The organism is Pseudomonas sp. fls2-241-R2A-110 (assembly GCF_030209165.1).
GTDB lineage: Bacteria > Pseudomonadota > Gammaproteobacteria > Pseudomonadales > Pseudomonadaceae > Aquipseudomonas.
Genome location: NZ_JARVSN010000025.1, coordinates 179,382 through 192,321, shown reverse-complemented (window position 1 = coordinate 192,321; position 12,940 = coordinate 179,382). Strand labels below are relative to the sequence as shown.

General features: G+C 59.8%; 11 protein-coding genes and 1 pseudogene. 3 read left to right on the top strand and 9 right to left on the bottom strand.

The genetic code is table 11. From position 1 onward, the window contains the following. Position 1: 1 nt before the first annotated feature. Positions 2-1,584, bottom strand: a pseudogene (locus tag QRN31_RS31460) (ATP-binding cassette domain-containing protein). A 213-nt stretch (positions 1,585-1,797) separates the two neighbouring features. On the opposite strand from QRN31_RS31460, the gene QRN31_RS21645 reads away from it, so the two are divergent. The 3 genes from QRN31_RS21645 to QRN31_RS21635 are packed head-to-tail and all read left to right on the top strand — an operon-like array spanning position 1,798 to position 7,273. Further along, positions 1,798-3,042 carry an exonuclease SbcCD subunit D C-terminal domain-containing protein gene (locus tag QRN31_RS21645; RefSeq protein ID WP_285434450.1) on the top strand — a complete coding sequence of 415 codons (1,245 nt, stop codon included), beginning with the start codon at positions 1,798-1,800 and terminating at the stop codon, positions 3,040-3,042. Further along, positions 3,039-6,680 carry an SbcC/MukB-like Walker B domain-containing protein gene (locus QRN31_RS21640; RefSeq protein WP_285434449.1) on the top strand — a complete coding sequence of 1,214 codons (3,642 nt, stop codon included), beginning with the start codon at positions 3,039-3,041 and terminating at the stop codon, positions 6,678-6,680. Before QRN31_RS21645 ends, QRN31_RS21640 begins: the two co-directional genes overlap by 4 nt. Further along, a complete protein-coding gene (locus tag QRN31_RS21635) occupies positions 6,677-7,273 on the top strand; it encodes a glutathione S-transferase (protein ID WP_285434448.1) in 597 nt (198 codons plus the stop codon). Before QRN31_RS21640 ends, QRN31_RS21635 begins: the two co-directional genes overlap by 4 nt. Positions 7,274-7,400: 127 nt before the next feature. Here QRN31_RS21635 and QRN31_RS21630 read toward each other — a convergent pair whose 3' ends face one another. The 8 genes from QRN31_RS21630 to araD1 form a co-directional block, all read right to left on the bottom strand. Further along, complete coding sequence (locus QRN31_RS21630) at positions 7,401-7,658, bottom strand: hypothetical protein (protein WP_222586363.1); 258 nt, start codon at positions 7,656-7,658, stop codon at positions 7,401-7,403. Beyond that, on the bottom strand, positions 7,655-7,867 hold the full coding sequence (locus QRN31_RS21625; protein ID WP_222586362.1) for a hypothetical protein: 213 nt from the start codon (positions 7,865-7,867) through the stop codon (positions 7,655-7,657). Before QRN31_RS21625 ends, QRN31_RS21630 begins: the two co-directional genes overlap by 4 nt. A gap of 115 nt (positions 7,868-7,982) precedes the next feature. Next, positions 7,983-8,108 (bottom strand): hypothetical protein, encoded by a 126-nt coding sequence (locus QRN31_RS21620; protein ID WP_255141673.1) that lies wholly within the window; start codon positions 8,106-8,108, stop codon positions 7,983-7,985. A gap of 210 nt (positions 8,109-8,318) precedes the next feature. Then, on the bottom strand, positions 8,319-8,498 hold the full coding sequence (locus QRN31_RS21615; protein WP_208668638.1) for a hypothetical protein: 180 nt from the start codon (positions 8,496-8,498) through the stop codon (positions 8,319-8,321). Between the two features lie 156 nt (positions 8,499-8,654). Next, positions 8,655-9,830 (bottom strand): lactonase family protein, encoded by a 1,176-nt coding sequence (locus tag QRN31_RS21610; RefSeq protein ID WP_285434445.1) that lies wholly within the window; start codon positions 9,828-9,830, stop codon positions 8,655-8,657. Further along, a complete protein-coding gene (locus QRN31_RS21605; protein ID WP_285434443.1) occupies positions 9,817-10,113 on the bottom strand; it encodes a DUF5629 family protein in 297 nt (98 codons plus the stop codon). The genes QRN31_RS21610 and QRN31_RS21605 overlap by 14 nt, the downstream gene beginning before the upstream one ends. A 202-nt stretch (positions 10,114-10,315) precedes the next feature. Beyond that, positions 10,316-11,896 (bottom strand): aldehyde dehydrogenase (NADP(+)), encoded by a 1,581-nt coding sequence (locus tag QRN31_RS21600; RefSeq protein WP_285434442.1) that lies wholly within the window; start codon positions 11,894-11,896, stop codon positions 10,316-10,318. Between the two features lie 10 nt (positions 11,897-11,906). Beyond that, positions 11,907-12,899 (bottom strand): AraD1 family protein, encoded by a 993-nt coding sequence (gene araD1, locus QRN31_RS21595; RefSeq protein ID WP_285434441.1) that lies wholly within the window; start codon positions 12,897-12,899, stop codon positions 11,907-11,909. Positions 12,900-12,940: the final 41 nt, after the last annotated feature.

Below are 12,940 nucleotides of genomic sequence, written 5' to 3'. Positions count from 1 at the left end.
TCTAACTGTTGAGATGAAACTCGGCATCCAGATGAATCGCCTGTAAAAAAGCGCTGTCGTGAGAGATGACAATCAATGCCCCCTGATACTGATTGAGCATCTGCTCCAGCGCTATTTTGCTGGGCAAGTCCAAATGGTTATCCGGCTCATCCAGCAACAGTAACTGTGGCGGCCGCTGGGCGTACAACTGCGCCGCCAAGGCTATCTTCAAACGCTCGCCCCCACTCAACTGACAGGTCTTGAGCGTCGCCCGATCCGCATCAATACCCATCTGCGCCAACCGGGTTCGCGCCTCGGCTTCGGGCAACTCCGGATTACTCTCGTAGAGCCATTGCACCGCCGTGCGTTCGGGGTGCTGCAACCCCGCGTGTTGATCCAGCCAGCCAACATGGCAACTGCGTATGAGTTCGCCTTCGCTCACCGGCAGTTGGCCAGCGATGACTTGCAACAGGGTCGACTTGCCGCTGCCGTTGGCACCTGAAATGGCCATGCGCACAGGCCCGGCCAGCGTTAGATTGATCGGCGCTGCGTAACCGAACGGGAGAATCACGTCATTGAGTTGCACAAGCAGCTTGCCATTGGGCACTACGCTTTCGGGGGACAACATCATCCGCTGAATGTCCGGAGCACACCGCGCCCGGGCCTCGGCAATACGATGTTGCTGCTGCTCCCGGGCCAACTGCTGATTGAGGCGCAATTTCCCCTGACTGTTTTCGCTGCGCTCTTTTTGAGCATTGGTGATCAGCCTGGTTTGACTGCCGTCGCGGGCCTGGCGGTCGCCACGTGCACTGCGCCGTTGCTGACGTTCCATCTGCACGACCATTTCACGTTGTTCGCGCTTGGCCTGTGCCCTCTCTCCTTGCAATGCCGACTGGAATGACTGCTGTTCCTGTTCGCGCGCCGCCACATACTGACTGTAGTTGCCGCCATAGGCCGCCAGCCCCAACGGCGAGAGCTCGACAATTTCACTCATGTGTTCCAAAAGCCCCCGGTCGTGACTGATCAAAATCAGACCGTTGGACCAACGATTGATCTGCTGCGTGGCTTGTGCTGCTGATCAATATCCAGGTGGTTGCTGGGTTCATCCAGAATGAGCCAGTCGGCCCGAGACAGCCAAGCCCCCAGCAGCGCCACACGCTGCCGCTCGCCCCCACTTAAGGTGTCGGTACGCGAGTCCGCGTTCAAATGCCCCAGACCGATCTTCTCCAGCTCCGCCTCAAGGCGCGTGGCGCAATCCCATTGATCGACCGCCAACGCATGGTCGTCATCGTCGATGCTGCCTTGTGCAATACGATCCAGCGCCGCCAGAATCAAGTCGACCCCAGCCAGCGCGGCAACGGTGGGATAGCGCTCGAGCTCCAACAGCTGCGCCACAGCGTATACCTGACCTTCGCGACGGACGATGCCGCTGGTGGGCAGTTGCTCCCCCATCAGTAGACGGCCAAGCAAGGACTTGCCACAGCCATTGGCACCGACGATGCCGGTGGCCCTGGAGTTGAAGGTGTGATTCAAGTGATCGAACAGAACGCGCCCGTCGGGCAGGTTGAACGACACTTGGTCAAGTTGAAGTAATCTTTGGATCATGACATCTCCTTGAATATTCAAATCTCCTTGGTCTTGCACAACAGCATCCGTCACGTCACTTCGGACTGCTGTCCACCATACTGAAACTTCAGACAATCAATAGACAATCCTTCAAAGCTTTCCGCATCTCCGGTCTTTTGCCATTAAACTCTCTCCCTTTTCGCCGCCATCATTTTCCTCGCGGCCATTACCTTATTTCCTACGGAGTTCGCCTTGCGTCTGTTTCACACCTCCGACTGGCACCTTGGGCAGAACCTGCACGGCCAGGACCGCGATTTCGAGCACGGTTGTTTCCTTGAGTGGCTGTTGCGCCAGCTGAAGCTGGACCAGCCCGACGTGCTGTTGATCGCCGGCGATATCTTCGACACGGTCAATCCTCCGGTCAAAGCCCAGGAACGCCTCTACGAATTCATCGTCAGCGCCCACGAGCAGCAGCCTCTGCTGACCATTGTGATCATCGCCGGCAACCACGACTCCGGCTCGCGGATCGAGCTGCCGGCACCGTTGATGCGCCGTTTGCGCACTCACGCCCTCGGTCGGGTGTTGTGGCTGGATGACGGCCAGCTGGATGCCGAACGGCTGTTGCTGCCGTTGCCGGATGCCAGCGGCGAGATTGCCGGCTGGTGCCTGGCGCTGCCATTCCTGCGCCCCGCTGAAGTGACGGGTGCGCAGTTGGGCGACAACTATTTGCGCGGTATCGGTCAGGTTCATGAATGGCTGATCGAAGCCGCCAACGCCAAACGCAAGCCGGGTCAGGCGCTGATTGCTATCAGCCATGCGCACATGGCGGGCGGTTCTGTGTCGGAAGATTCGGAGCGCAGCCTGATCATCGGCAACGCCGAAGCCCTGCCCGCCAGCCTGTTCGGCCCGAGCATCAGCTATGTCGCCCTTGGGCATTTGCACAAGCCGCAGAAAGTGAACGGTGAAGAGCGCATTCGCTACAGCGGCTCACCGATTCCGCTGTCGTTCTCGGAAATCGGTTATCAGCATCAGATTCTCGACGTGAAGCTCGAGGGCGAAACCCTGGTCAGCGTCGAACCGAAGCTGATCCCCCGCGCCGTGAACCTGCAACGCATCGGCCCGGCGCCGCTGGCGGAAATCCTGCTGCAACTGGCCGACCTGCCGAACATCGATTTGCTCGCCGATATTCAGCGCCAACCGTGGCTGGAAGTGCGCGTGCGTCTGGACGAACCGCAACCCGACTTGCGCCATCAAGTGGAAAGCGCCCTGCAAGGCAAAGCCGTGCGCCTGGTGCGCATCGCCGCCGAATACGCCGGAAACGGCAGCCGCGAAGGCGTCGATGATGGCACCACGTTGATCGAACTGGATCAACTGACGCCTCAGGAATTGTTCAGCCGCGCCTGGCAGGACAACTACGGCAGCGAGGTTGATGAGCAAACGCTGAAAGACTTTGCCGAGCTGTTGCAAGACGTGCAGACGGAGAGCGAACAACCATGAAGATCCTCGCGATCCGCCTGAAAAACCTGGCCTCGCTGGCCGGGCCTTTTGAAATCGACTTCACCGCTGAACCGCTGGCCAGCGCCGGCCTGTTCGCGATCACCGGGCCGACCGGCGCGGGCAAAAGTACGCTGCTCGACGCCTTATGCCTGGCGCTGTTCGGCGCCGTGCCACGCTTGAGCAATGCCCAGGTGTCTGCCAAAGCGCCGGACGCCGACGGCGAAATCAGCACCGGCGACCCACGCACCTTGCTGCGTCGTGGCACCGGTGAAGGCTATGCCGAAGTGGATTTTGTCGGGATCGACGGCCGTCGTTACCGCGCGCGCTGGGAAGCCAATCGCGCTCGGGAAAAGGCCGGCGGCAAGCTGCAAGCCAGCCGTCAGAGCCTGCGCGACATCGATCAGGATCAGTTGCTGGCCAGCCAGAAAGTCGAATTCAAGACCCAGCTCGAAGCCGTGCTGGGCCTCAACTTCGAACAGTTCACCCGTGCCGTGCTGCTGGCCCAGAGCGAGTTCAGTGCCTTCCTCAAGGCCAACGACAACGAGCGTAGCGAACTGCTGGAAAAGCTCACCGACACCGCGCTCTATACCCGCCTCGGCCGGCGCGCCTTCGACAAAGCCAAGGAAGCCCGCGAAGCCCACAAGCTGTTGCAGGATCAAGCCACAGGCGTGACGCCGCTGGCACCCGAAGCCCGAGCCGAGCTTGATGAGCGTTTCAACGAAGCGCAGCAGCAACTCAAAACCCAACAGGCGCAGCTCAAGCAGCTTGAATTGCAGCACACCTGGCTCAAGGACCTGCGTCAGTTGCAGGATGAGCAACAGAGCGCCAACGAGCAGTTGACCAGTGCCCGGCAACAGTGGGAAAGCCTCGCTGGCGAACGCTTGAAGCTGACGCGACTGGAACAACTGGCCCCGCAACGGCATCAGTTCGCCCGCAAGACCGAGCTCACGGCTCAGCTCACACCGCTGGCGGCGCAGATTCAGCAGCACACTCAGCAGCAGACCGAGCTGAACGCACGTCAGGCGCAACTCGAACAAAGCCTGAGCGCTGCGCAGACAGCACTGATCGAAGCCCAACGCCAACACACATCCAACGCGCCGTTGCTACGTCAGGCGTTTGAAGCACAAAGCGCCCTCGCCCGTCTGGTAAAAGACGTCAGTGTCAGCGCCGACCTCAAGCAGCAAGCGGAACTGGCCTGCACTCAGGGGCAAACCACGATTCAAGGCTTGCAGGAGCAGCAACAGCAAGTGGCCGCGCGTCTGCAGCGGATCGCCGGGGAGCTTGAGCAAAGCGCGCATCTGGCGCCCTTGAGCGATGCGTGGAACGCCTACCGTGATCGCCTGCAACAGCTGATGTTGATCGGCAATCGCTTGAACAAGGGCCAGGCCGAGCTGGCCGCCCTTGAGCAAAGTGCCGCCCGCGCCAGCGAAGAACTGGCCGCGCAAAAACAGCATCTGGAAGTGCTCTACAAAGAGGCCGGCGCCGAGCCCGAGGCCGTGGCCGAACAGATCCAGTTGTTGGGCAACCTGTTGCAGGACAACCGCAAACAATTACGAGCGTTCGAAGAGCTGACGCGACTGTGGGCCAGTCAGCAGGAGATCGACAAGCGCGGCGCAGAACTTCAGCAGCGCCAGCTCACGGCTCAGCAGGAACGTGATCGCCTGACTCAGGACGGCGTGAAGACCAAGAATGAACTGGTCGTCGCCGAACAGACCTTGAGCGTCACTCGCGAACTGCTGGAACGCCAGCGCCTGGCCCGCAGCGCCAGCGTAGAAGAACTGCGCGAACAGTTGCAGGATGATCAGCCATGCCCGGTCTGCGGCAGCCCTGAGCACCCTTATCATCAACCCGAAGCCTTGCTGCAAAGCCTCGGGCGCCATGATGAAAGCGAGCAGGCCAACGCGCAAAAAGCAGTTGATCTGCTGAAAGAAAAACTCACCGACCTGCGCGCCGAAGTCGGCGGCCTGATCGCGCAACAGAAAGAGCTGTTGCAGCAGCAAGACCAACTCGCCACCCAGCAACAAGGCCTGGCGCCGAGCCTGGAAGCGCATCCCCTATCGGCGCAGTTGCTGGCGCAGGACGCGATCAAACGTGATGCCTGGCTGCACCAGCAAAACAGCCAGTTGAATCAGAGCATCGCCCAGGACGAACAGCGCCAAACCGCCCTGCTCACCCTGCAACAAGACGCCGCCCGCCTCGCGCAGCAACTGCGCAGCGCCGAAGCGGCGAGCCAGCAAGCGAGTCAACACCTGAGCAATCAGCAACGCGAGCTGAGCAGTGATCGCCAGCGCCTGGATGAAGAGCTCAGCGCCTTCAGCACCCTGCTCCCGGCCGAAACCCTGGAGGCCTTGCGTCACGAACCGGCCGCTACGTTCATGCAGCTCGACCGGCAGATCGCCCAGCGTCTGGAGCAACTCGAACAGCAACGCGATGAACTCGGCGAACAGCAAAAACGTCAGCAGACGCTGGAAAAGGAACAGGACCGCCAACTGGCCCGTGCCCAGGCACTGGACGCGGCGCAACAACAGTTCAGCGTCCTCGCCGAGCAACACCACACGTGCCAACAGCAACTGGCGCAACTGCTCGGCGAACACAGCAGCGCCGAACTATGGCAGCAGCAACTCGATCAAGCCGTTGATCAGGCGCGTAACGCCGAAGTCACGGCCAATCAGGAACTGCAAACCGTGCGCACGCGCCTGGTCGAACTGGCCGCCGAGCTCAAAGCCAAGCAAGAGCGCCTGCTGGCCCTGGAGACCGAAGACCACGAGCTGAGCGCGAAGATCGCCGACTGGCGAGCCTTGCACCCGGAACTCGACGACGGCGGTCTGGAAACGCTGCTGAGCGTCGACGACCAGCAGGTCAGCGACCTGCGCCAGCAATTGCAGCACAGCGAAAAAGCCATCGAACAAGCCAGCGTGCGCGTGCAGGAACGCGATCAGCGCCTGCTCAATCATCAGGCGCAGCACAACGGCAATCTCGACGCCGAGCAATTGGCGACGGCACTGACCGAGTTGCAAAACCTGTTCGCCGCCAGCGAACACCGCTGCGCCGAACTGCGTGCGGAACAGGCCGAGGATCAGCGTCGGCAGAACGCCAATCAGGCGTTGGCGCAGCAGATCGCCGACGCCTACGCCGAGTACCAGCGCTGGGCGCGTTTGAATGCGTTGATCGGCTCGGCCACTGGCGACACCTTCCGCAAGATTGCCCAGGCCTACAACCTCGACTTGCTGGTGCATCACGCCAACGTGCAGTTGCGCCAACTGGTGCGGCGCTATCGCCTGAAACGCGGCGGCAGCATGCTCGGATTGCTGGTGATGGACACAGAGATGGGCGACGAACTGCGTTCGGTGCATTCGTTGTCGGGTGGCGAGACGTTCCTGGTGTCGCTGGCCCTGGCGCTCGGTTTGGCATCGATGGCCTCCAGCACGCTGAAAATCGAGTCGCTGTTCATCGACGAAGGTTTCGGCAGCCTCGATCCGGAATCCCTGCAACTGGCCATGGACGCCCTCGACGGCTTGCAGGCGCAGGGCCGCAAGGTCGCGGTGATTTCCCACGTGCAGGAAATGCACGAGCGGATTCCGGTGCAGATTCAAGTCCAGCGCCAAGGCAATGGCCTGAGCACCCTGGAGGTGAAATGAATACGCTGTATTCGTTCCGCCGCTGCCCTTACGCCATGCGTGCGCGTATGGCCCTGCGCTACTCGGGTGTGGCGGTGGATATCATCGAAGTCAGCCTCAAGGCCAAACCGCCCGAGATGCTCGCGCTATCGCCCAAGGGCACGGTGCCGGTGTTGAGTGTCGACGGCCAGGTCATCGATGAAAGCCTGGCGATCATGCGCTGGGCCTTGGCGCAGAACGATCCGCAAGACTGGTTGCTCAAGGATGATCCTGCCGGGCAAGCGCTGACTGGCGCACTGATCGAAGAGAACGATCAGGCGTTCAAGGTGCACCTCAATCGCTACAAATACGCTGAGCGTTATCCCGAGCAGCCGATGGCGGTTTATCGGGCTGAGGGCGAGGTGTTCTTGCGCAAGCTGGATGAGTTGCTTGATGGACGCGATTACTTGCTGGTCGGGCATCCGACGCTGGCGGATGTGGCCCTGATGCCATTCATACGGCAATTCGCCCATGTCGATCGCGAGTGGTTTGCACAAACGCCTTACGTGCGGTTGCAGGCGTGGTTGCAGCGGTTTCTGGAGTCAGAGTTGTTCACCACCGTGATGGCAAAGTAGAACGCGGTCAATGTAGGAGCTGTGTAGGAGCTGTCGAGTGAAACGAGGCTGCGATCTTTTGACTTTGTTTTTTACAAGCAAGATCAAAAGATCGCAGCCTCGTTTCACTCGACAGCTCCTACAGGGTTCACGCGAACACATCACACATCCGCAGCACCGAGCAATCGACGTGGAACGGCCCGAAGAAATCGACCTGGCGTTTCATCGGTGGATTGCCAGCCTGCAGCCCAAAGGCTTTGGCCGTTTCAATGTCACGCGCGAGGTTGTGATTGGCTTCGATCGAGCGGGCTACGGAACCTGCCGAACCTTGCCCGAACCCCAGCAGCGAAGCGCCATTGGTCATGAATGCCAGAAAGGCGATGACCCAGAGTTTGCCCCCTTTCATGCCCCTGCCACTCCCGCCAGTTCTGTCTGATCGATCATCACGTTTTGAGCGCGGTGTTCAAACTGGATGGCGGGATATGCGACCTGAATCGGCGCTTCGAAGGTGTGTTGCGACTGCGCTGCAATGCTGACCACCAGCACCATGGTCACATAGAGACCTATGGCCAGGTAGGCGCCGTATTTGGCAGAAGTGATGATTGAGCTGGCCATGGTGTTCTCCGTGGGCATGTTTCAGAGCCCACAGAATCGATCAAAAAAGCTGTGATAACCACTCAGCGTTATCCATAGTCACCATCAGCTTCGTTGATCATTAAGCCAGTCTATTTCAGTCTTCAATAAAACTCATCAAGCGCTCACGGGCCGCATCCGGCTCGTCTGGAACGGGCTGGGCAGCTGAAAGAATGGGGGTGGAATAGAGAAACAGAAGAACCACTGCCAGACGCATCGCCATGCTGCCGATCCTTGTTACTAGAGTATGAGTCAAAAAAACAACGTCAAATCTAAACGCATGGCTATGTGATATCAAGCGATGCATTGATGGCTATGTGATGCTGTCGTAAACGCGTTATGCAGGAGCGACATCACTCATCGTCTTTCGAAGCATTCAGTTCGATCGGCGCAAGTGACTTCGCTCCTGCATAAAAGGTGCAGGGTTGGAATTTCAGGCTTGGGTCTTGTGATCCAGTGCCGCGTAGAAGTTGGCGCTTTGTTGCAGGTATTTCTGGGTGTAGCTCTGGGTGTGGGTTTTTTTGTCGTTGATTTCAACGTTGGCGCTGGCTGGCAGAGCAACGGTGGCAGAGATGGCGGAAGCAGCGATGATGGAGAAGAGATTGAAGTTCATGTCGGTATTCCTCGGAGTCAGTTGGCTTGCATGCCCGGTGGGGCCGTGAAGCAAACTTAACCTCCGAGGAACGATGCCTTGAAATGCTTTGTAGCATTACCAAATATCAGCGTCGTTGATACAAGGACACAGGCCCCATCAATCGGGGCCTGCGGCCTATTGACGCACCAGGAACTTGAGGTCGCTTGGCGCATCCATCGGCAGCTTTTGTACGGTTTTACCCAGCAGACCGGTCTTGGCATCGCGTTCGATGACGACGATCTGGTTACTTTTCTGGTTGGCAATCAGCAAGAACTTGCCGCTGGGATCAAGACTGAACTCCCGAGGGTGGTCACCTTCAACCGAACGACGCTGCAGCTCTTTGAGATGGCCGGTCGCAGGATCGAGGGCGAACACCAGCAACTGATTGGCGGTGCCACGGTTGCTGACGTACAGGAACTTGCCATCGGCTGAGGCGTGAAGTGCCGCCGCAGCCTTGTCCGATGTCGGCTGGCCGGCGGCGAGGTCGACCATTTGCGTTTGTTCAAGCTTGCCGTCCCGGTAGTCGAACACGGCCACCTGAGCACTCATTTCCATGGTCAGCCAGGCATGCTTGCCATCCGCGCTGAACAGCAAATGACGCGGCCCACTGCCGGCCGGCAATTGCACGGACGCCGGCGTGGCAGGCGTCAACGGCAGATGTGGGTTGGCCTTGGGGTCGAAGCGATAGACAAAGATCTTGTCTGCCCCCAGGTCATTGGAAAACACGTAATGGCCATCCGGCGACGAGACGGTCGAATGCACGTGCGCCGACATCTGCCGCTCGGGATTGACCCGACTCGCGGAATGACTGCTCATCTGCACCACGGGTTTGAGCGTGCCATCGGCGCCCACCGGCAACACCGCCAGCGTGCCACCCGGGTCCTCAACCACCGAATAGTTGCTGACGAACACATGACTGCCATCAACGCTGAGGCTTGAATGGGTCGGCTCATTGCCCAGGCTTTGAACCTGATTGATCAGGCTTAACGCGTGGGTCTTGGGATCGATCGCATAACTGCTGACACGCCCGACCGGGTCTTTTTGTCCCGGGCCGTTTTCGTTGACCACGAACAGATGACGCTGATCCTTGGACACGGTCAGCCAGGACGGATTTTCGCTCTTGACCACTTGCAGTGGCTTGGCGTCGATCTGCCCGGTGGCACTGTCGAATTTGAGGCGATAGATGCCCTGACTCTGCCCCGCCGTGTAGGAGCCGACCAGCAATTGATAGTCTTCGGCCAATGCCGCCTGGGCGCCCATTGCGCCAATGCTGCCGGCCATCAACAGCGGCCAGAGATTACGAATCCTCATTCGCTTCTTCCTCGTCGTCATCACCGCGAATTGCGGTCATGCACACCAATCGGTGTTCGCCGGAACTGCCGGTGATCAGCCAGCTTTGCAAGTCTGGATCGAAGGTCGCGGCTTCGACTTCGGCCGGAGTGAACTCCCAGTGCTTGGACACACGACCGTCCAAGCATTCGATGTGCAGATTGTCGTCTTCATCGAGGGAAAATTCGAAGGCGTGAAGCCCGTCGATTTCCACCATATCGCAATGTTCGAGGGTGGCGAGCAAGGTGTCGGTTACGGCAGTCATGGCAGTCAATCTTTGAATGGGAAAGACGCAATGATAGCTCAATGTGAGGGCGGCTCCGTGCCTGGCATAAAACCCGACCACGAGCAGGAACAAATGTGGGAGCGTGGCTTGCCCGCGATGGCTGACTCTCATTCACTATCGAAGTCGACAGTCAGATTGCTATCGCGAGCAGGCTCGCTCCCACAGGGATTGCAGTTACTTTTTACAGTGCATCGCGTGATGGCTTGCCGTCCACCAGGCGTTGGATTCGCAGAGGGTTAGCGTTCTTCAACGCTTCCGGCAGCAGACTGTCCGGATAGTTCTGGAAGCACACCGGGCGCAAGAAACGGTCAATCGCCAACGTGCCCACTGAGGTGCCGCGCGCATCGGAAGTCGCCGGATACGGCCCGCCGTGAACCATCGAATCGCAGACTTCCACCCCGGTCGGATAACCATTGAGCAAGATCCGTCCGACCTTTTGCTCAAGCAATGCCGTTAGCTCGCCAAACTGCTCGAAGTCAGAAGGCTCGCCAATGATCGTTGCCGTCAGCTGCCCGTGTAGGCCATTCAACGCTGCACTGAGTTGCGCTTGATCGGCGACTTCGACGAACACCGTGGTCGGGCCGAAGACTTCTTCCTGCAAGACCTCATCGCCGTTGATCAACAGGCTCACATCCGCCTTGAACAGCTGCGGCTGGGCCTGATTGCCTTGTTGCGCAGTACCGGCCAGATGCTCGATGCCGGGATGAGCGAGGAGTTTTTGCAGGCCTTTGCCATAGCTGCTCAAGGTCCCGACGTTGAGCATGGTTTGCGCGGGTTGATCGTTGATCAGCCCCGCGACCTGCTGCACGAACGCACTGAACTGCGGCGAGGCAATACCGATCACCAAACCGGGATTGGTGCAGAACTGGCCACAACCTTGAACGACGGAGGCCGTCAGGTCGCGGGCAACGGCTTCAGCTCGAGTTGCGAGGGCCTGTGGCAAGACGATCACCGGGTTGATGCTCGACATTTCGGCGAACACCGGAATCGGTTGTGGGCGCGCAGCGGCCATGTCGCACAGTGCCCGACCGCCCTTGAGCGAACCGGTAAAGCCGACCGCTTGAATCGCCGGGTGCTTGACCAGCGCTTCGCCAACACCGCCGCCGTAGATCATGTTGAACACGCCAGCCGGCATGCCGGTTTTTTCCGCGGCGCGGATGATCGCGTCAGCAACTCGTTCAGCGGTGGCCATATGACCGCTGTGGGCCTTGAACACCACCGGGCAACCGGCGGCCAAAGCCGAAGCGGTGTCGCCGCCCGCCGTGGAAAACGCCAAGGGGAAGTTACTGGCGCCAAACACGGCGACCGGTCCCAGGGCAATGCGGTATTGGCGCAGGTCAGGACGCGGCAGCGGCTGGCGGTCGGGCAATGCCTGATCGATGCGCGCACCGTAGAAATCGCCACGGCGCAGCACTTTGGCGAACAAGCGCATCTGGCCGCTGGTGCGACCACGCTCGCCTTGAATACGTCCGGCGGGCAGCGCGGTTTCACGGCAGACCAGCGCGACGAACTCATCACCCAAGGCGTCGAGCTCATCGGCCACGGCATCGAGAAATTGTGCACGACGTTCGGCGCTCAGGCTGCGATAAGCCGGATACGCGGCAGCGGCAGCCTTGGCGGCAGAATCGACTTCTTCAGGTGTGGCCTGGAAGAAATCGTGTGGCAACGCTTCGCCGGTGCTGGCATCAAGGCTCTGCAGCTTGAGCGAGCCGGCTGCGCTGCGCTGGCCGCCAATGTAGTTGTGACCAAGAATCTGGGTCATGCCTGTCTCCTTAAAGGGTGCCGATGGTGCCGGGCTCGAACGCCGCTTCAACCGGTGCAATCCCGTTGATCAATGGCGCGCCGAACTCGGCCTGACTGATCTCGAACACGTCACCCGGTCGGGTGCGAATGCCGTCGGCAAAGGACAGGGTCGCAGTGCCGAAGAAATGGATGTGTACGTCCCCCGGACTCAGAAACTGGTTGTACTTGAAATGGTGATACTCGAGGTTTTCCAGGCTGTGGCACATGTTGGCCTCACCGCTGAGAAACTCGTTCTGCCAGAGCACTTCACCGTCGCGCAGGATGCGGCTGGTGCCGGCCAGATGTTGCGGCAGATCGCCCACGCGAAGTTCCGGGCCGTAGCTGCAACTGCGCAATTTGGAGTGCGCCAGGTAAAGGTAGTTCTTGCGCTCCATCACATGGTCGGAAAATTCGTTGCCCACCGCAAAACCGAGGCGATACGGTTTGCCGTCGTGGCCGATGACATACAGACCGCTGAGTTCTGGTTCCTCACCGGCGTCTTCGGCAAAGGGCGGCAGCGGAAAAGGTTTTCCCGGACGCACGACGATGCTGCCGTCGCCCTTGTAGAACCACTCCGGTTGCACACCGGCCTGACCAGCCGCCGGCTTACCGCCCTCCACGCCCCATTTGAAGATGCGCATGGTGTCGGTCATCGCGGCTTCGTCGCCGGCCTGCTGATGCATCTTGTCCCGCGCCGAGGCACTGCCCAAATGAGTCAGGCCGGTGCCGCTGACCAGCATGTGCGCCGGGTCCGGGTGATCCAGTGGCGGCAGGATCTGCAGGTTGGCCAGCAGTTGTGCGTAGTCATGGCTGACGCCCAGGCCCAGGGTTTTCACCTGTTGTTCAAGATTCACGCCCGCTTCGATCGCCGCCAACGCCAAGTCGCGCACCGTGCGCGCAGCCTGCACTTCGCGCACCTGGCCCTCTTCGACGACGCCGACCCGGCGCTCGCCGTTACTCAATTCGAACTGAACTAAACGCATGAATTTTCTCCAGTTATTCAAAACTTCACTGTTCCCTGTGG